Origin of the sequence: Bacillus sp. CECT 9360 (assembly GCF_918741275.1) — a bacterium.
Lineage (GTDB): Bacteria > Bacillota > Bacilli > Bacillales > DSM-1321 > Peribacillus.
This window is the reverse complement of the sequence record NZ_CAKKNA010000006.1, coordinates 197,992-218,150: the sequence shown is the minus strand read 5'-3', so window position 1 is coordinate 218,150 and position 20,159 is coordinate 197,992. Positions and strand designations below refer to the sequence as shown.

The 20,159-nt window shown below is 44.4% G+C and carries 18 protein-coding genes; 17 read left to right on the top strand and 1 reads right to left on the bottom strand.

Translation table 11 applies throughout. The features are described 5' to 3' along the window. Positions 1 to 83: 83 nt before the first annotated feature. The 12 genes from nusB to LQ216_RS09460 all read left to right on the top strand — a co-directional run bounded on the left by nusB (position 84) and on the right by LQ216_RS09460 (position 12,830). Positions 84 to 470, top strand: coding sequence for a transcription antitermination factor NusB (gene nusB, locus LQ216_RS09515; protein ID WP_230129060.1), 387 nt, complete (start codon positions 84 to 86; stop codon positions 468 to 470). Positions 471 to 528: 58 nt separating this feature from the next. Beyond that, complete coding sequence (folD, locus tag LQ216_RS09510) at positions 529 to 1,395, top strand: bifunctional methylenetetrahydrofolate dehydrogenase/methenyltetrahydrofolate cyclohydrolase FolD (protein WP_230129059.1); 867 nt, start codon at positions 529 to 531, stop codon at positions 1,393 to 1,395. Positions 1,396 to 1,561: 166 nt separating this feature from the next. After that, entirely contained in the window at positions 1,562 to 2,917 is a 1,356-nt protein-coding gene (gene xseA / locus LQ216_RS09505; RefSeq protein ID WP_230129058.1) for an exodeoxyribonuclease VII large subunit, read from the top strand. After that, positions 2,910 to 3,137 (top strand): exodeoxyribonuclease VII small subunit, encoded by a 228-nt coding sequence (locus tag LQ216_RS09500; RefSeq protein WP_230129057.1) that lies wholly within the window; start codon positions 2,910 to 2,912, stop codon positions 3,135 to 3,137. Before xseA ends, LQ216_RS09500 begins: the two co-directional genes overlap by 8 nt. A 3-nt stretch (positions 3,138 to 3,140) precedes the next feature. Beyond that, positions 3,141 to 4,037 carry a polyprenyl synthetase family protein gene (locus LQ216_RS09495; protein ID WP_230129056.1) on the top strand — a complete coding sequence of 299 codons (897 nt, stop codon included), beginning with the start codon at positions 3,141 to 3,143 and terminating at the stop codon, positions 4,035 to 4,037. A 212-nt stretch (positions 4,038 to 4,249) separates the two neighbouring features. Continuing rightward, positions 4,250 to 6,145 (top strand): 1-deoxy-D-xylulose-5-phosphate synthase, encoded by a 1,896-nt coding sequence (gene dxs / locus LQ216_RS09490; protein WP_230129055.1) that lies wholly within the window; start codon positions 4,250 to 4,252, stop codon positions 6,143 to 6,145. Between the two features lie 5 nt (positions 6,146 to 6,150). Further along, complete coding sequence (locus LQ216_RS09485; protein WP_230129054.1) at positions 6,151 to 7,005, top strand: TlyA family RNA methyltransferase; 855 nt, start codon at positions 6,151 to 6,153, stop codon at positions 7,003 to 7,005. Positions 7,006 to 7,200: 195 nt separating this feature from the next. Beyond that, positions 7,201 to 7,650 carry a transcriptional regulator ArgR gene (gene argR / locus LQ216_RS09480; RefSeq protein WP_230129053.1) on the top strand — a complete coding sequence of 150 codons (450 nt, stop codon included), beginning with the start codon at positions 7,201 to 7,203 and terminating at the stop codon, positions 7,648 to 7,650. A gap of 24 nt (positions 7,651 to 7,674) precedes the next feature. Further along, on the top strand, positions 7,675 to 9,390 hold the full coding sequence (gene recN, locus LQ216_RS09475; RefSeq protein WP_230129052.1) for a DNA repair protein RecN: 1,716 nt from the start codon (positions 7,675 to 7,677) through the stop codon (positions 9,388 to 9,390). Between the two features lie 165 nt (positions 9,391 to 9,555). Further along, positions 9,556 to 10,848 (top strand): SpoIVB peptidase, encoded by a 1,293-nt coding sequence (gene spoIVB, locus LQ216_RS09470; protein ID WP_230129051.1) that lies wholly within the window; start codon positions 9,556 to 9,558, stop codon positions 10,846 to 10,848. A gap of 293 nt (positions 10,849 to 11,141) precedes the next feature. Then, entirely contained in the window at positions 11,142 to 11,939 is a 798-nt protein-coding gene (gene spo0A / locus LQ216_RS09465) for a sporulation transcription factor Spo0A (protein ID WP_230129050.1), read from the top strand. 168 nt (positions 11,940 to 12,107) lie between these two features. After that, entirely contained in the window at positions 12,108 to 12,830 is a 723-nt protein-coding gene (locus LQ216_RS09460; protein ID WP_230129049.1) for a glycerophosphodiester phosphodiesterase, read from the top strand. Between the two features lie 34 nt (positions 12,831 to 12,864). Here the strand turns inward: LQ216_RS09460 and LQ216_RS09455 are convergent, their stop codons facing one another. Next, positions 12,865 to 13,095, bottom strand: a complete 231-nt coding sequence (locus LQ216_RS09455; RefSeq protein WP_230129048.1) for a DUF2627 domain-containing protein — start codon at positions 13,093 to 13,095, stop codon at positions 12,865 to 12,867. 167 nt (positions 13,096 to 13,262) lie between these two features. On the opposite strand from LQ216_RS09455, the gene LQ216_RS09450 reads away from it, so the two are divergent. The 5 genes from LQ216_RS09450 to lpdA all read left to right on the top strand — a co-directional run bounded on the left by LQ216_RS09450 (position 13,263) and on the right by lpdA (position 20,158). Continuing rightward, positions 13,263 to 15,341 carry a sigma-54-dependent Fis family transcriptional regulator gene (locus LQ216_RS09450; RefSeq protein ID WP_230129047.1) on the top strand — a complete coding sequence of 693 codons (2,079 nt, stop codon included), beginning with the start codon at positions 13,263 to 13,265 and terminating at the stop codon, positions 15,339 to 15,341. Positions 15,342 to 15,492: 151 nt separating this feature from the next. Continuing rightward, positions 15,493 to 16,401 (top strand): phosphate butyryltransferase, encoded by a 909-nt coding sequence (gene yqiS / locus LQ216_RS09445; protein ID WP_230129125.1) that lies wholly within the window; start codon positions 15,493 to 15,495, stop codon positions 16,399 to 16,401. Between the two features lie 22 nt (positions 16,402 to 16,423). Further along, a complete protein-coding gene (gene bcd / locus LQ216_RS09440) occupies positions 16,424 to 17,521 on the top strand; it encodes a Glu/Leu/Phe/Val dehydrogenase (RefSeq protein WP_230129046.1) in 1,098 nt (365 codons plus the stop codon). A gap of 59 nt (positions 17,522 to 17,580) precedes the next feature. Next, complete coding sequence (buk, locus tag LQ216_RS09435; protein ID WP_230129045.1) at positions 17,581 to 18,699, top strand: butyrate kinase; 1,119 nt, start codon at positions 17,581 to 17,583, stop codon at positions 18,697 to 18,699. 37 nt (positions 18,700 to 18,736) lie between these two features. Continuing rightward, entirely contained in the window at positions 18,737 to 20,158 is a 1,422-nt protein-coding gene (gene lpdA / locus LQ216_RS09430) for a dihydrolipoyl dehydrogenase (RefSeq protein WP_230129044.1), read from the top strand. The last annotated feature ends 1 nt before the right edge of the window (position 20,159 follow it).

The following is a 20,159-nucleotide window of genomic DNA, read 5'->3' as shown; positions in this document are numbered from 1 at the left end:
TAATATTTTTGAATAAATGATACTTAATGTTCGTTTTTGTCTTTGTTTTCATATATAATAGTGGATATTAAAGGAGTAAAATGATGAAAAGAAGAATAGCTCGTGAAAAAGCACTGCAGGCACTTTATACGATCGAGATTGGCAAGTCGGAAATTCAGGATGCACTGGTGAGCGTTTTGGATGGCGGAGAATCTGACGAATATTTCGAAAAACTCGTAAAAGGTACCCTTGACAAAAAGGAAGAGATTGACGGCCTGATCCGCAGCAACCTTGAAAACTGGAAGCTTGAGCGCCTTGCAAATATTGACCGCAACCTTCTCAGGCTTACCGTTTATGAGATGCGTTACAGTGATGATGTTCCGGTAAATGTCGCCATGGATGAAAGCATTGAAGTCGCTAAAAAGTTTGGGGATGACCAATCAAGCCGATTTGTGAATGCGGTTTTGTCAAAAATCAAAGACTCGCTGTAATCACGATGTACGTGCCGTTTCTTTTTCACCATTTCATTCGGGGAGGAATTCTTGGAAAATGACAGCTAAAATAATTGATGGTAAAGAAATTGCGCTGGCAGTAAGGCAGGGAATAGCGGAGGATGTAAAGAAGCTTCAAGCAAAGAATATTACCCCAGGCTTGGCTGTTGTTTTGGTTGGCGATAACCAGGCTTCCCACACGTATGTCACAAATAAACAAAAGGCATGTCAGGAACTTGGGATGCATTCCGTTCTAATCGAATATCCAGCTTCCCTCACTCAGCATCAACTAGTTGAAAAAATTAAAGAACTGAATGGGGATGACGCGATCCATGGCATTCTCGTGCAGCTGCCGCTCCCGGGGCATATTGATGAAAAAGAAATCATTGAAGCGATTTCCCCGGAGAAGGATGTGGATGGCTTTCATCCAATCAATATTGGCAGAATGATGACCGGGCAGGATGCGTTTCTTCCTTGCACCCCATATGGAATTTTAGAAATGCTGAAATATATCGGCAGTGACCTGGAAGGCAAGCATGTCGTCGTGGTCGGCCGTAGCAATATCGTCGGCAAGCCGGCAGGACAGCTGTTCTTGAATGAAAATGCGACGGTGACCTACTGTCATTCCCGAACAAACGATCTTGCTCACCATACGAGACAGGCGGATATTATCGTCGTGGCTGTTGGGAGGAGAAACATGATCACGGCTGAGCATGTAAAGCAAGATGCGATTGTGATCGATGTCGGGATGAATCGGGACGATGAAGGCAAGCTATGCGGCGACGTTTCGTTCCAAGAAGTTAAGGAAATCGCCTCTTACATTACCCCTGTTCCAGGAGGCGTCGGGCCGATGACGATTACGATGCTGATGAAGAATACACTGAAATCAGCCCAAAAGTCTCATCGTACCAAGTCGGAAACTTAAATTGTTAAGAAAATAGGATTAAATGCTTAAAAGAAGTCGGACTCTTGTTTATAATGAAGAGACGGCTTTTTTATGTGATTAACAAATCATGTTGATAATTAAATGTAGAGAATCAATGTTCTTTACGTTCTGTGAGATAACAATGTTTCTTTTAAGGAGAGTCTTAATGGAAAATCAACAATATTTAAGTGTTACGGCTTTAACAAAATATATTAAGCGCAAATTCGATGTGGATCCCCATCTGCAGAATATGTACATAAAAGGTGAGATTTCGAATTTTAAACAGCATTCAAGCGGTCATATGTATTTTACGCTTAAGGATGAAAAGGCGCGTCTCCTTGCCGTCATGTTTGCAAGCAGCGCGAGTGGGCTTAAATTCACCCCGGAAAACGGGATGAAGGTATTGATTCAGGGAGATGTATCCGTCTACGAGCAAAGCGGGCAATACCAGCTGTATGTCAAGGCGATGTCTCCTGATGGCATCGGAGATCTCTATCTGGCTTATGAACAACTGAAGAAAAAGCTGGAGGAAAAGGGGCTTTTCTCCCCGCAGCATAAGAAAGAAATTCCGCGATATCCCAAGACCGTGGGCATTATCACGTCGCCAACCGGTGCTGCTTTGCGGGATATCCTCATTACAATTAAAAGAAGGTTTCCGATCGCGAGAATCATCATCTATCCGGCACTTGTACAAGGGAACAATGCCGCCAGGTCCATTGCGAAGGCGATTGCCACGGCAAATTCGAGAAAAGAAGCGGACGTCTTGATTGCCGGACGCGGTGGAGGCTCGATCGAAGAGCTTTGGGCCTTTAATGAAGATGTGGTCGCGGAATCGATTTTCGACTCGGATATTCCAATTATATCGGCAGTCGGGCATGAAACGGATTTTACGATCGCGGATTTTGTCGCCGACTTGAGAGCTCCGACGCCAACCGGTGCCGCCGAACTCGCTGTCCCACATCTCAATGAAATTATGGAGCGGCTGATGAACCGGAAAAACCGGTTAACCAGATCGGTACAGGAGCTGGTTAATTTTGAGGGCACAAAGCTAGCTCGCCTGGAAAAATCATACGCTTTCCGTTACCCAAGGAAAATGTATGAACAAAAAATGGAGCAGCTTGATAAAGCGGTAGAGCGACTTAAAAGAGAAAGCAGGAGGTATTTCCTGAAAAAGAATGATAACCTGTCAGCCCTTCAGGCGAGTCTCAGGAAGCAACATCCTTATCAGGCCGTTTTACATGGGAAAGACAGCCTTGATAAACAGAAAAGAATCTTGAACAGATTAATGGAAAGCATTCTGAAGACCCATACCCAGAACTTTGTTCATAAAAATGCGACATTATCCGCGTTAAGCCCGCTTAAAATCATGGACCGGGGGTACGGGCTTATATACGCGGAAGATGAAACACTTGTGAAGAGCAGGGAACAAGTAGCAAAGGGAGATGCAATCTCCGTTCAAATAAAAGACGGCACATTGAATTGCGTTGTGCAGGATATAAAGGAGAGAAATGAACATGAGTGAAGAATTAACCTTTGAACAGGCAATGGACAAGCTGGAGGATATCGTGGAGAAGCTGGAAGAAGGGGACGTAGCATTAGAAGAAGCCATTTCCATATACAAGCAGGGAATGGATTTGTCGAGGCTCTGTCACCAAAAGCTGAAAGCGGTGGAAGATCAATTAACCGAAATTTTACGCGAGGACGGCGAACTCGAAGGCTTTACAGTTCAGGAGGAGGAATAAGTATTGGATACAGGTGAAGCCTATCAGGCTTTTTCCGAAAAGCATAAGACACTTATTGAAACAGAGATCGTTACCTATGTAAAGGCTATACAAGCACCTGATACATTAAAGGAAGCAATGGTTTATTCCTTTGAAGCGGGCGGGAAAAGAATCCGCCCGTTATTGGTATTCGCCGTGCTGTCTGCTTTTGGCAAAGATACACGGATTGGCATTCCGGCTGCTGCGGCGATTGAAATGATTCATACATACTCACTGATCCATGATGATTTGCCGAGCATGGATAATGATGACCTGCGCCGGGGAAAGCCGACCAACCATAAAATATTCGGTGAAGCAAACGCAATACTGGCAGGTGACGCGCTGCTGACATACAGCTTTCAGATCATTGCTGGAAGCAGCCATCCGGATGTTTCGGCGGAAATGAAGCTGGAATTGATACAGGAACTGTCCAAAGCAGCCGGAGCAGAAGGCATGGTCGGCGGACAGGTCGCTGATTTGGAAGGAGAAAGCAAACAGCTCTCATTAAAGGAACTGGAATATGTTCATGAGCATAAAACGGGGAGGCTGCTTACATTCAGTGTGTTATCGGGTGCTATATTGGCCGGTGCCAACGATCAACAGCGCCGGCACTTGCAACAATTCTCCCATCACTTAGGGCTTGCCTTCCAAATCCGTGACGATATTCTCGATATCGAAGGAACGGAAGAAGTCATCGGAAAACCGATAGGAAGCGACGCGATAAATCGAAAAAGCACGTACCCATCCTTACTCACAGCTGAGGGGGCAAAGGACAAGCTGAAGGAGCATATTAATCACGCCTATCTTGAATTGGAAAAAACGAATCTCGATTCAAGTTTATTAACAGAGATTACAGACCTGATATCGGCGAGGAATCACTAAGTAAGTTTGTTATGGAAACGGGATTGTGATATACTCATCTTGAAAATTTCCCTGTTTTTTGTCGCTTATTCTTTCTAGGCAGGGAAACAGTAAATGGAAAATCATGAAATGCAGCCGCCGTTATCATCTGGTGCCGGCGGCTTTTTAGCACCGTAATATTAGTTAAAAAGTCGGACGCTGCAACAGAATAAAATGAAAGCGAGTGATCCGCTTTGGATCTTCTATCTATAAAAGACCCATCATTTTTGAAAAATATGAACCAAGCAGAATTAGAAAAGCTTAGTGAGGAAATCCGTAAATTTCTAATTGAAAAATTATCAACCGTGGGAGGACATATCGGCCCAAACCTTGGCGTCGTTGAACTTACGATTGCCCTGCACAAGGAATTTAACAGCCCGCAGGACAAAATCATTTGGGATGTCGGACATCAATCCTATGTTCATAAAATCTTGACAGGAAGAGCGGGCGAATTTGATACATTAAGACAATATAGAGGACTTTGCGGGTTCCCAAAAAGAATTGAAAGTGAGCATGACGTATGGGAATCCGGGCATAGTTCCACATCTTTATCCGCCGCAATGGGGATGGCGATCGCCCGTGACTTAAAAAAGGAGAAGAGCTTTATTCTCCCTGTTATTGGCGATGGAGCATTAACAGGCGGTATGGCACTGGAGGCGCTTAATCATATCGGCCATGAAAAAAAGAATATGATTGTGATTCTTAATGATAATGAGATGTCGATTGCACCCAATGTCGGCGCTCTTCACAGTGTGCTTGGCCGCCTTCGTACGGCCGGGAAGTATAATTATGTGAAAGATGAGCTTGAATATATTTTGAAAAAGATACCTGCCGTTGGCGGCAAGCTTGCGGCTACTGCAGAGCGGGTAAAAGACAGCCTGAAGTATTTGCTGGTATCCGGGATATTTTTCGAGGAGCTCGGCTTTACCTATTTAGGGCCGGTTGACGGCCATAACTATGAGGAGCTGTTCGAAAACTTCCGCTATGCTAAAAAAACGCAGGGGCCTGTTCTTTTGCATGTTATTACCAAAAAAGGCAAAGGCTATAATCCGGCTGAAGCCGACAAGATTGGAACATGGCATGGAACCGGTCCGTATAAAATCGAAACAGGAGCCTTTGTGAAACCGCTGCAAGCGCCACCACCTGCATGGAGCAAGCTGGTCAGTGAAACAGTGCGACGTCTTGCCAGGGAGGATGAGCGCATCGTAGCGATAACTCCTGCGATGCCGGTCGGATCTAAGCTTGAAGGTTTTGCAAGTGAATTTCCTGATCGAATGTATGATGTCGGAATTGCCGAGCAACATGCAGCGACGACCGCTGCAGGACTTGCGACCCAGGATATGAAACCATTTCTGGCGATCTATTCAACCTTCTTGCAGCGTGCCTACGATCAGGTATTGCATGACATCTGCCGCATGAATTTGAACGTATTTCTGGGTATCGACAGGGCAGGCCTTGTCGGGGCCGATGGGGAAACGCATCAGGGCGTGTTTGATATTGCCTTTTTGCGGCCTCTGCCGAACATGGTCCTAATGATGCCGAAGGATGAGAATGAAGGCCAGCATATGGTCAATACAGCTCTGAAGTACAACGCGGGACCGATTGCCATGAGGTTCCCGCGCGGAAATGGCCTGGGTGTCCATTTGGATGAAGAACTGAAGCAAATTCCAATCGGATCATGGGAAGTGCTCAAAGAAGGAAATGACGCGGTGATTTTAACATTCGGAACGACGATTCCGATGGCACTTGAGGCCGCAGCCATTCTTGAAAAACAGGATTATTCGGTTAAGGTTGTCAATGCCCGCTTTATAAAGCCGATGGACGAGAAAATGCTAAACAGCATTCTCGACACCAAGTTGCCAATTTTGACCATTGAGGAAGCGGTTCTTCAAGGAGGATTCGGAAGCGCTGTTCTCGAGTTTACGCATGAAAATGGCTGTCAAGGATCTATCATTGAACGCATGGGCATTCCTGATGAATTCATTGAACATGGAAGTGTCGATAAGTTGCTCGAGGATATTGGCCTTACTGTAGATGGGGTAGTAAACAAAATCATTAAAATAACACCAAAAAAGCAAAAAAGGGCATAAACAACATGAAGGCTAAAAAAGAAAGATTGGACATTTTGCTTGTAGAAAAAGGTTTATCCGAAACGAGGGAAAAGGCCAAGCGTATGATTATGGCCGGACTTGTTTACGGGAACGAGGAACGTTTGGACAAGCCCGGTGAAAAAGTTCCGGTTGATTTGGAGCTTACAATTAAGGGAAAAATGATGCCATACGTGTCTCGGGGCGGTTTAAAGCTGGAAAAGGCGTTGAATACATTTGATCTTGTTGTGTTGGATAAGGTTCTTTTGGATATCGGAGCTTCCACTGGGGGTTTCACCGATTGCGCCTTACAGAACGGCGCTAAAATGTCATACGCACTCGATGTGGGCTATAACCAGCTGGCATGGAAGCTGAGGCAGGACGACCGGGTCAAGGTGATGGAGCGAACGAATTTCCGTTATGTCACACCTAAAGACCTTATTGGTGAGATGCCTAATTTCGCAAGCATTGATGTTTCGTTTATCTCATTAACGCTCATTCTGCCAGTGCTAAAAACGTTGCTCGTGCCGGATAGTGATGTCGTGGCGCTCGTCAAGCCGCAATTTGAAGCAGGAAAGAATCAAGTTGGCAAGAAAGGGATTGTGCGTGAAAGTAAAATTCATGTCGAAGTGATCGATAAAATCATCGCCTTTGCGATCAAAGAAGGATATGACATCAAAGACGCGTCCTTCTCCCCGATAACAGGCGGCGATGGCAATATTGAATTCTTACTCCACCTTCATTGGTCGGGAAAAAAGGAATCCGGTGACAATCAATTAAAAGATTCTACCGAAAATATAGTCAAACAGGCCCATCTGGAATTGAAACAAACGAAAGATAAGGAAAGTCAGAAAGACTCCTAAGCTGCAGTATTCAGGAGTCTTTTTTTGTTTATTATGGCGCCCTCGGAGAAATGAATCCATCGTAAGGAGGAAATTTTAGAATGAAGGCGAATTATGTAGAATAAGAAAGAAAAAAGAAAATACATTGTACAATTGGTTGTAAATCCGCTAACATTAATGGTAATGAAAGTTTTTTTCGAGAGGTGCTTTTTTTAGATGAATAAAGGACAACGGCATATTAAAATAAGGGAAATCATTGCTAACAATGATATAGAAACGCAGGACGATCTGGTTGATGAGTTGAAAAATGCAGGCTTCAATGTGACACAGGCGACCGTCTCCAGGGATATTAAGGAATTGCATCTGGTTAAGGTCCCACTAATGGATGGCCGCTATAAATACAGCTTGCCTGCTGACCAAAGATTCAATCCGCTGCAAAAGCTGAAAAGAATGCTTATTGATGCATTTGTTCGCATTGATTCGGCAAGCAATCTGCTAGTTATGAAAACCCTGCCGGGAAATGCACAGGCAATCGGTGCCTTGATTGACAACCTGGACTGGGAAGAAATTTTAGGCACGATCTGCGGAGATGATACTTGTTTAATCATTTGCCGGACTCAGGAAGATACTGAAATCATATCAAATAAATTTTTGGACATGCTCTAATCCTTAGGAGAGGTGAGGTAGCCGTTGTTAACGGAAATATCCATTAAAAATTTTGCGATTATTGAGGCCCTTTCGATTTCATTTGAAAAGGGCTTAACTGTTTTGACAGGGGAAACCGGGGCGGGAAAATCGATTATTATTGATGCCGTCCATTTGCTTGTCGGGGGACGGGGCTCTGCCGAGTTCATACGTCACGGGGAAAAGAAAGCGGAAATCGAAGGGCTGTTTCAGTTCGAGGATGAAAACCATCCAGTATTTGCGAAAGCAGAAGAGTTTGGTATTGACGCAAGCGACGGGATGATTGTGTTGCGCCGTGAAATGTCAAGCACCGGAAAAAGTGTTTGCCGGGTTAATGGAAAGCTTGTGACCATTGCTGCCCTGCGTGAAATTGGCGGGAAATTAATTGATATCCACGGCCAGCATGAGCACCAGGAATTGATGGACGAAAGGCTTCATTTACCGCTACTAGACCAGTTTGGCGGGGAAAAAATAGCCAATGCCCTTGTGGAATACGAAAATCTGTTTAAACAATTTGATCAAGCCACAAAGCAGTTGAAGAAACTCAGCCAAAATGAGCAGCAGATGGTGCACCGGCTTGACTTGATTAAATTTCAGCACGAGGAGATCGAAAACGCGAATTTGAAGCTTCATGAAGATGAAGAATTAACAGAAGAAAGAAAATCAATCAATAATTTTGAAAAGAACCATGAGGCACTTCAAACAAGCTATCAGGCACTTCGTGAAGAACAAAGAGGGCTTGACTGGGTATCAGTCGCGATGAACAATCTCGAGGACGCGGCCAGTGTTGATGAATCTGTGCGACAGGTAGCGGAAACAGTCTCAAACAGCTATTATATTTTAGAGGATGCCGCCTCAGAAATCAGGGACCGACTGGATACGCTGGAATATGATCCTGAGCGACTTGATTTTATCGAAAACAGGCTGAATGAAATGAACCAATTGAAGCGAAAGTACGGTAAAACGATTGAAGAAATTCTCGAATATGGCGCCGCGATCGAAGAAGAAATCGAAACACTTTTAAACCGCGAAACGCATATTGCCAAGCTTGAAGGGGAAATCAAATCGATTAAAGAAGACCTGCTCGTTGAAGCGAAGAATCTTTCTGAGATCAGACAAAAATACGCGAAGCAACTGACGAAGCAAATTCATCAGGAATTAAAAGAGCTATATATGGAGAAAACAGTATTTGAAGTCCATTTTCATAAATCCGCTTCGACAAATGACACATTTGCAGACGCAGGCATTCGTTCCGGAGGCTTGGATGAGCTCGAGTTTTATATTTCAACAAATCCGGGCGAGCCGTTAAAGCCGCTTTCCAAAATCGCGTCTGGCGGGGAACTGTCGAGAATCATGCTTGCTTTAAAGAGTATTTTCTCCAAACACCAAGGGATTACGTCGATCATTTTCGATGAAGTAGATACCGGTGTCAGCGGCAGGGTAGCCCAGGCAATTGCTGAAAAAATATATAAAGTCGCTGTCGATTCACAGGTGCTCTGTATTTCCCACCTGCCTCAGGTGGCTGCAATGGCTGATACCCATTTGTTTATCGCCAAGGACATAAAGAGCGGGCGCACCAAAACCTCCGTCCAGCCGCTTGGCCAAAATGAGAAGATAAAGGAAATCGGCAGGATGATCTCAGGCGTTGAAATAACCGAGTTGACCAAAGAGCATGCTAAAGAACTAATTGAGCAGGCAGAAAAATTAAAAGAGGCCCGGTAACGTCTTAAAACATAGGTGTATACATGGTTACATGTAAATGCGTGATTGAAAAGCTATCCAAAAACGGATAGCTTTTATTTTGCCTGAGAAGTTATAAATGGATGGCATGAGGGCTACATTAAGGGTGTAGCCATAAAGCAAAAGGAAACGAGGAGAGTGAATAGGTTGAAGCTATGGATAAACAGAATAATCGGTGGAATCCTCCTTGTTTCGCTACTAGCATTAGGGTTATACCAGCCACTCCGTGAATACATCTCTTTCCCAAGAAAAATTGTCCTGTTTGAGGGCGATCAATATAGTATTCCTAAAGCCTTACCCGTAACCGCAAAAGTAATAACGGCTGATGCCGGTGCCGCCGTAAATGAGGAAGCGACTTCGATTACACTTGATGCCGACAAGCCCGGTACAAATGAATTACTCCTCGATTTTGCGGGACTGCCTGCAAAAAAAGTCGATATCGAAGTGATTAAAGACTTTAAAGTCATACCAGGAGGGCAGTCTATCGGTGTGAAATTGAACACCCTTGGGGTGCTGGTAGTTGGACATCACCTGGTGGATACGCAGCAAGGGAAGAAATCGCCAGGGGAATTAGCAAAAGTTGAAGTGGGCGATATCATTACGAAAATCAATGGCCAAACGATGAAAAAAATGTCGGATGTTACTCCTTTCGTTCAAGAAGCAGGAGAAAAGGGAGAACCGCTTAACCTTGACATTACCCGTAATAAAGCAACGGTAAAAGCAACGCTAAAGCCATTAAAGGACAAGAATGAAGGCACCTATAAGCTGGGGCTTTACATTCGTGATTCAGCGGCAGGAATTGGAACAATGACGTTTTTTCATCCTGAATCAAGAAAATATGGAGCGCTCGGCCATGTGATATCGGATATGGATACAAAACAGCCAATCGTGGTCAAGGACGGCCAGATTGTCCGCTCGACAGTGACCTCCATTGAAAAAGGAAGCAACGGAGATCCGGGTGAAAAACTTGCCCATTTTTCGAAAAATAGAGAAATCATCGGAAATATTAATCGGAACAGTCCGTTTGGCATTTTTGGAAAACTGAAGGAAAACATTAATAACGGAATATCGGATAAGCCAATGCCCATCACATTGTCGCATGAAGTAAAAGAAGGACCGGCAAAAATCCTTACGGTCGTTGACGGCTCGGCTGTATCGGATTTCGATGTGGAAATTGTCAGTACGATCCCGCAAAAATTCCCTGCGACAAAAGGCATGGTCTTAAAGGTAACCGATAAAAAGCTTTTGGAGCAGACTGGCGGAATCGTTCAAGGAATGAGTGGCAGCCCGATCATTCAAAATGGAAAACTGATCGGTGCCGTGACCCATGTGTTCGTCAACGATCCGACAAGCGGCTACGGTGTCCATATAGAATGGATGCTGAACGAAGCTGGTATCAATATATATGAAAACGAAGCCCGGAATTTGAAAGCAAGCTAATCCGAAGAAACCCCATACAGGCTGCGGGGTTTCTTTTTTTGATATCAGCAATATTTTCACACCTTTTTACATTTCCTTAATATTGTGGTAAAATAAACCATTGGGGTTTTCGACAAATTCCTATAATAATGGCGAAAATAGTCGAAAACGGGAGAAAACGCGAGAAAGATAATGATATTGCACTATTTTTTTGAAAATAAGAGGATTTTCATTCCCATTGTCGAAAATTTCAATTACAATAGATTTAAATATAATTAGAAAAAATGATCAACTGCAGTTGAGGAGGAAATAGAGTGAAGAAGATAAAAGTATGTGTGGTAGATGATAATAGAGAGCTCGTGTCCTTACTCGAGGAATATATCTCAAGTCAAGAGGATATGGAGGTTATCGGAGTTGCCCATAACGGACAAGATTGCCTTACGCTTCTGGAAAGCACGGAACCCGACATTTTGATTCTGGATATCATCATGCCGCATGTAGACGGTCTTGCCGTTTTGGAAAAATTAAGGGAAACGAAGCAAGGGGCCCCTCTTCCGAATGTTATTATGCTGACTGCCTTCGGACAGGAAGATGTGACGAAGAAAGCGGTTGATTTGGGAGCTTCTTATTTTATCCTAAAACCGTTCGATATGGAAAACCTCGCAAGCCAAATCCGACAGGTCAGCGGACAAGGAAATAGCGTTTTGAAAAAACCTTCTCAATACAGCTATCGCAACAGCCAGATAGAATCTAAACCAAAAAATTTAAGCGCAAGCATCACAAGCATCATCCATGAAATCGGGGTGCCGGCCCATATTAAAGGTTATTTGTATTTGCGTGAGGCAATCACAATGGTCTATAACGATATCGAGCTTCTTGGGTCCATCACGAAGGTTCTTTATCCGGATATTGCGAAGAAATTCAATACGACTGCAAGCCGTGTGGAACGCGCAATCCGTCATGCGATTGAAGTGGCATGGAGCCGCGGCAACATTGAATCGATTTCTTCGTTGTTCGGCTACACCGTCAGCATGTCCAAAGCCAAGCCGACAAACAGTGAATTTATCGCGATGGTGGCTGACAAGCTAAGGCTTGAACATAAGGCTTCTTGAGAGGGTTAGACTTGTAAACGTATTAATCTAATCAATTTTTCACCTCGCTCAACAAACGAATGTTTGTTGAGCTTTTATCATTTTTTTCGTTGATAAATTAAAGATGATCATGAGCATAAGCTTTTTCGGTTTATTATAAAGATGTATTTGCAGGGGGGCGAAGCTTCAATGACATTGATTTTTGCGCACAGGGGGTCTTCAGGGACTCATCCAGAGAATACGATGATCTCTTTTCAGGAAGCGAAAAGAGCGGGTGCTGACGGCCTTGAAATCGATGTGCAGTTGTCCCGAGATGGCGAAATAGTCATTATCCATGACGAAAAGCTGGACAGAACAACAAACGGTACCGGGTATGTTAAGGATAATACCCTTGAGCAAATTAAATCTTACAATGCAAGCCATCAATTCGATAAACAATATGGCTGTACAGAAATACCCACTTTAGTCGAGCTGTTTGATTGGCTGCAGGGAAATGATTTGCTGTGTAATATTGAATTAAAAAACGGAGTGTTTCCGTATCCCGGTATGGAGGAAAAAGTAATTGGCCTGATCCGAAGCTATCGGTTGGAAGACCGGATCATCCTGTCTTCTTTCAATCACTACAGCCTCGTTTATTGTGTCCGGATAGCACCCGAACTTGAAACAGCCCCGTTATACCGGGACGGCCTTTATATGCCATGGGTTTACGCACAATCGATAGGTGCCAAAGCGATCCATCCGAGCATTAAAGCGGCTCCGGATTATATTATTAATTCCGCTATCCGCGCAGGAACGAAAGTGCGGCCGTTTACGGTCAATAATGAAACAAGAATGGAAGAGCTCATTCGGATAGGATGCAGCGCCTTCTTTACCGATTTCCCGGAAAATGCAATCAAGCTTCGACAGAAATAAAAATAAAGAAAACTCGCCGATTGGCGAGTTTTCTTTATTTAAATCTATTCTGAACCTTATCTTTCTTACGGTCCCGATGAAGGACAAAGCCGGCGATAAATCCGATTCCACCGATACATAAAACAAGACCAGCTAAAAATTGAACCCATAGGGCGGGATAAGGAGGCTGGGAAATCCCAAAAAGCATATCTCTCATAATTTTAATGCCATATACTGCGAGAGCTCCCGGTATGAAGAGAATTAAAAATGCGATAGTCCGTCTCATTAAGGTGTCCCCTTTAAAAAATTATCATCACAAAAATCATAAGTCATATATAAAATTTGTCAAGCGAGCGCATCTTTAATACAATAAGAGAAATAATGAAAGACATTGCATAGCATACATAATAAAACGTGAAATTTTTTGCAGAGTAACAGTAAGGGGGCATCATCTTGCAAACAGTTTTGCTGATCGGGGCCGGTGCAGGCGGGACCGCAATATTAAAAACCTTAATGGAAAGTGAAAGTTTTTTAATCGATTGCGTGGTAGACAGAAATGAAAATGCTCCTGGGATGAAGCTTGCCAAAAAGCTTGATATTAAGACAGAAGCTGACTGGGTAAAACAGCTACATGATCATATTGATATGATTATTGAAGCTACGGGAGATGATCGGGTCTTTGATGAAATCCGTGCTAAGAAGAGCGGGAAGGCTATACTTATCCCTGGCAGTGTCGCCTATATCATCGCCAAGCTCTTCGAGGATAAGAAGGAATTGATCGAGAAGCTCAAAAACGAAAAAAATAAACATGATTTGATATTTAATACAACGAATGACGGAATGATTGTTGTTGATAGAACTGGCCATATCATTCTTTTTAACAGAAGTGCGGAGAAGATGGTGGCAGCCAAGCAAAAAGATGTGATCGGAAAACATGTCACCAAGCTGATACCTGGAAGTCGTCTCCCCCATATAATCGCGACGAAAAGGATGGAGCAGAATCAGGAACAGGTTTTAGAAAACGGACGGAAAATTATTACGACGCGCATTCCACTGCTTGATGAGAATAATGAAGTGGTCGGTGCTTTTGCGGTCTTTAAGGATATCACGGAAGTCGTCAATCTTGCCGAAGAGAACACGAATATGAAAGAGATTCAAACGATGCTTCAGGCAATCATCCAGTCAAGTGATGACGCCATCTCGGTTGTCGATGAACAAGGACACGGCATCCTGATTAATCCGGCCTATACAAGACTAACAGGCTTAAGCAAGGATGAGGTGATCGGGAAACCGGCAACCACCGATATTTATGAGGGTGAAAGCATGCATATGCAAGTACTGCAAACAAGGAGACCTGTCAGAGGGGTAAACCTTAGGGTCGGCCCGATGAAAAAAGACGTGATCGTCAATGTCGCACCGATCATTGTTGATAACAGGCTGAAGGGGAGCGTCGGAGTCATCCATGACGTTTCCGAGATCCAACAGCTGACGAAGGAGCTTGATCGAGCAAGACAAATCATTCGAACGCTCGAGGCAAAATACTCATTTGAAGATATTATCGGGCAGTCTGAAGAAATGCAGCTGGCTATAGAACAGGCGAAATTAAGCGCTAAAACGCCGGCAACGGTGCTGCTTCGAGGGGAGTCTGGGACCGGAAAAGAACTATTTGCCCATGCGATACATAATGCAAGTGAAAAGAAATTCAATAAATTTGTTCGGGTCAACTGTGCCGCAATTTCGGAATCATTGCTGGAAAGCGAGCTTTTTGGTTATGAAGAAGGCGCTTTTTCAGGAGCGAAACGCGGCGGTAAGCGCGGGTTTTTTGAGGAGGCGAATAAGGGCAGCATTCTCCTTGACGAGATCGGAGAGTTAACTCCCAAAATTCAGGCCAAGCTGCTCAGAGTCCTCCAGGAAAATGAAATCGTCCGGGTCGGAGGGACCAAGCCAATCCCTATCCAGGTAAGGGTCATTGCCGCGACCAATCTGAATCTGGAAAAAGCGATCACAATCGGCAGTTTCAGGGAGGATCTTTATTTCCGCTTGAACAGAATGCCGATTCATATCTCTCCGCTTCGGAAAAGAAAGGAAGATATCGAAGCGCTCTCTCGGCATCTCATTCAGAAAATCAATCAGGAATACGGACGTAACATTGAGGGGATTACAGATCAGGCGGTTGCTAAACTGGAACAGTATGATTGGCCAGGCAATGTAAGGGAACTGGAAAACATCCTTGGACGGGCCATCATTTTTATGAAAATCAACGAAGCGGTGATCGAAGCCTTTCATATCCCTGATTTTATTGAAGGTGATGAACAGAAAGTAAATGATAGGTCTTCTTCAGGGAGAAAGATCACTCATCCGGAAAAGTCTTTAGGAGAATTGCTTGACCAATATGAAAGGGACTTAATTAAGCAAACGTTGATCAAGAATAACGGCAACAAAACCGCAACCGCGAAATCATTGGCAGTTTCAGTAAGGAATTTATATTATAAAATTGAAAAATACAATCTTGAAAAATCTAGCATGCAATAAATTTCATACTGTGCAATATATTTCGATGAATTGGTTCGAAAAATAACTAAATGGCTTATTTTCCTGTCGTGAATAATTGGCATGAAAATTGCATTAAGTAAATTGGTTGCGAAAACAGATGAATGAAAACGGAAGGATTGGACAGTTAGCCATGAAATTACACTCACTTATTGAGCAAGCAACCCAACGTGAAGAAATGAAAGTGGCGGTAGCCGGTGCTGAGGATAAAGAGATCATCAAAGCAGTCGCGGAAGCGGTCATGCTGAAAATGGCTTCCTTTATCCTGTTTGGCGATAAAGAAAGAATTTTAGAGCTTCTTGACAACCACCAGCAGGGACTTGCAAAAAACGAAAGAATTCGTATTGAACATGCCATAAATGTTTCGATGGCTGCTGAAAAGGCTGTGAAAACCGTTAAATTGAACCAGGCAGATGTGTTGATGAAAGGACAGGTTGAAACAGCCCGGCTTTTAAAAGCTGTATTAAACAAAGAATACGGGCTGCGGACCGGCAATCTCCTTTCACATGTTGCTGTGTTCGAGGTGCCTGACTATGACCGGCTTATAGTTGTGACGGATGCAGCGATGAATATCACACCTGATCTTCAACAAAAGGCCCAGATCATTACAAATGCCGTAAAGGTGGCTCGGTCGATTGGAATAGACAAACCAAAGGTTGCTCCGATTGCAGCTGTAGAGACAGTAAATCCGGCAATGCAGGCAACTCTTGATGCGGCCGCGCTTTCGGTCATGAATGCAAGAGGCCAGATTTCCGATTGTATTGTGGATGGCCCGTTTGCTCTCGATAACGCGGTTTCCCTATATGCTGCCCAAGCTAAAGGAATCAACAGTGAGGTGGCTGGCAAAGCGGACATATTGCTAGTTCCTTCAATAGAGGTCGGAAATGTATTATACAAGTCACTGATGTATTTTGCGAAAGCAAAAGTTGGAGCGGTCATCGCAGGGGCTAGAGCACCAATCGTCTTAACATCCAGGGCTGATTCTGCGGAAAGCAAATTATATTCGCTCGCACTCGCGATATGCACTGCATCTAATAAATAAGGACTTCTTGGGGGGATTATTCATGGAAATTTTTAAGCATTTGGAGAAGTATGATTACGAACAGCTTTTATTCTGTCAGGATAAACAATCTGGTTTAAAAGCGATCATTGCCATTCATGATACGACTCTTGGCCCGGCGCTTGGGGGCACGCGCATGTGGACATACGAATCGGAAGAAGCGGCTATCGAGGACGCTCTGCGCCTTGCACGTGGCATGACGTATAAAAATGCAGCTGCGGGATTAAACCTCGGTGGCGGGAAAACAGTGATTATCGGGGATCCACGGAAGGACAAAAATGAGGAAATGTTCCGGGCATTTGGACGCTTCATTCAGGGGTTGAACGGGCGTTATATAACCGCGGAAGACGTCGGGACCACCGTAGCTGATATGGACTTAATCCACGAGGAAACCGATTTTGTAACGGGCATTTCGCCTGCATTCGGCTCATCAGGCAATCCGTCCCCGGTCACGGCTTATGGCGTTTATCGAGGCATGAAGGCGGCGGCCAAGGAGGCATTCGGAACAGACTCTTTGGAAGGAAAGGTCATTGCCGTTCAGGGTGTTGGAAACGTAGCGTATAACCTCTGTCGCCACCTTCATGAGGAAGGTGCTCAGCTCGTCGTTACGGATATCAACAAAGAATCGGTCCAGCTTGCAGTGAATGAATTTGGGGCCAAGGCTGTCGACCCGAATGAAATATATGGTGTGGAATGTGATATTTATGCGCCTTGCGCGCTCGGGGCTGTCATCAATGACCAAACGATTCCGCAATTAAAGGCTAGGGTTATTGCCGGTGCGGCGAATAATCAATTAAAGGATACAACACACGGAGACCTCATCCATGAAATGGGCATTGTTTATGCGCCGGACTATGTAATAAACGCGGGCGGGGTCATCAATGTCGCTGATGAGCTATACGGCTATAACAGTGAGCGTGCTTTGAAAAAGGTGGAGACCGTATATAACAATATTGAAAAAGTCATCGCAATCGCCAAGCGTGACGGGATTCCCACTTATGTGGCGGCAGACCGCGTGGCCGAAGAACGCATTGAAAGAATGAAAAATTCACGCAGCCAATTCCTGCGTAATGAAAAGCATATCCTAAACCGTCGTAAATAACCGGTATAACAGTCTTTTGAAAGAAATCTTTCTGCGGCTTTACAAATGGAGGGTCAAAATTGCAAGAAACAAAACATCGAATTCTCGTCATCAATCCCGGCTCAACTTCTACAAAAATAGGCGTCTTCGATAATGGAATGTCCATTTTGGAGCGGACCATCCGCCATCCAGCAGAAGCGATTAATCAATTTGAACAAATCATCGACCAATACGAATTCCGAAAGAAAACGATCCTTGAGACACTGGATAAAGAAGGAATCAATCTTTCGAAATTCGATGCCGTTTGTGGCAGAGGCGGTTTATTAAGAGCGATTGAAGGCGGAACCTACGTTGTTAATGAACAGATGTTAACCGATTTAAGAAATGGCTATAACGGGCAGCATGCATCAAATCTCGGCGGGATATTGTCCTTTGAAATTGCCTCCGATTTAAATATACCGGCATATATCGTGGATCCCGTCGTTGTCGATGAACTGGACTCTTTAGCGAGAATATCAGGCTTTTCCTTGATCGAGAGAAAAAGTAAATTCCATGCTTTGAACCAAAAAGCTGTCGCCAGAAGGGTTGCCACCGAGTTTCGGAAAAAATATGAAGAATTGAATTTAATCGTTGTCCATATGGGCGGCGGAATAACTGTCGGTGTCCATAAGAACGGGAAGGTAATCGACGTAAATAACGGTTTGGACGGGGACGGCCCATTTAGTCCCGAGAGAGCGGGGACTGTCCCTGCGGGCGACCTCGTCAAATTATCTTATTCCGGTGAGTTTTATCGGGAAGAGATGATGAAGAAGCTCGTTGGAAATGGGGGACTTGCCGCCTATTTAGGGACTAGTGATGCAGTCAAGGTTGAGAAAATGATTGCAAAGGGCGATGAAAAGGCAAGGCTTGTATATGATGCCATGGCTTATCAGGTTGCTAAAGAGATTGGTGCTTCCGCCGCAGTCCTATCTGGAAAGGTGGATGCAATTATCCTGACAGGCGGCCTCGCTTACGGCAAAAAATTTGTTGATAAAATTTCCGAACGGGTAAATTGGATTGCCGATTGTATCGTCCATCCGGGGGAAAACGAATTGCAGGCTCTGGCTGAAGGAGCCCTTCGGGTACTCTACGGTGAGGAAGAGTCAAAAGAGTACCCAAATCCACAATCGTCCAGACAAGGATCATTCATTCTGCATTAATAATATCCGCTACCAATTTTAGTTAGGAGGCAAGAAAATGGCTCAAGAATACGATTTAGTCATATTGGGTGGCGGAACAGGCGGCTATGTAGCGGCTATCCGTGCAGCTCAATTAGGCTTGAAAACGGCTGTCGTTGAAAAAGGGAAACTGGGCGGGACATGTCTGCACAAAGGATGCATTCCTTCAAAGGCGTTGTTACGAAGCGCTGAAGTGTTCAGCACCTCGAAAAAAAGTGAGGAATTCGGAGTGGTAACCGGAGAAGTTACGCTGGATTTCATGAAGGTCCAGGAAAGAAAAAGCAAGATTGTCGACCAATTACATAAAGGCGTTCAGCATTTAATGAAACAAGGGAAAATCGATATTTATGAAGGAATCGGCAGAATACTTGGCCCATCGATCTTTTCACCAATGCCAGGGACAATTTCTGTGGAAATGAATAACGGAACGGAAAATGAAATGTTAATCCCAAAAAACGTCATTGTTGCGACCGGCTCCAGACCAAGAACCTTGCCGGGCCTTGATATTGATGGTGAATCGGTCATCACCTCGGATGAAGCCCTCCAGCTTGAAAGCCTGCCAAATTCGATCATCATCGTAGGAGGCGGCGTTATTGGAATAGAATGGGCCTCGATGCTTAACGACTTTGGTGTTGACGTGACCGTAATCGAGTATGCCGACCGCATCGTTCCAACCGAGGATAAAGATATTTCGAAGGAAATGTTCCGCCTCTTGAAGCAAAAAGGAATCAAGCTGGTTACAGGAGCTAAGGTTTTACCTGAGACGTTGAAACGGGGAGAAACCGTATCGATTACAGCTGAAATAGACGGGGAAGCTAAGGAGTTCGTAGCTGACAAGATGTTAGTATCCGTTGGCAGACAGGCAAATACAGAAGGCATCGGACTGGATAATACAGATATCAAGGTTGAGAATGGCTTTATCGCGGTTAATGATGTATATCAGACGAAGGAATCCCATATGTATGCCATTGGGGATTGTATCGGCGGATTGCAGCTGGCACATGTCGCCTCACATGAAGGCATTGTCGCTGTCGAGCATATTGCCGGAGAAAAACCGGACTCAATTGATTATTCGCTAGTCTCAAAATGTATTTATTCAAATCCCGAAGCGGCCAGCGTTGGTTACACAGAGACTGAAGCGCTTGAAAAAGGCCATACGCTTAAAATTGGCAAATTCCCGTTCAAGGCGATTGGAAAGGCCCTGGTATATGGGGAATCTGATGGCTTCATCAAAATCATCGCCGATTCCGAAACGAATGACATCCTGGGTGTACATATGATTGGGCCGCATGTGACGGATATGATCTCCGAAGCGGGACTTGCAAGAGTGTTAGACGCGACACCTTGGGAGGTCGCCCGTACAATTCATCCGCATCCGACACTGTCAGAAGCGATCGGTGAAGCTGCACTTGCGGTAGATGGATTGGCCATACATTCATAAT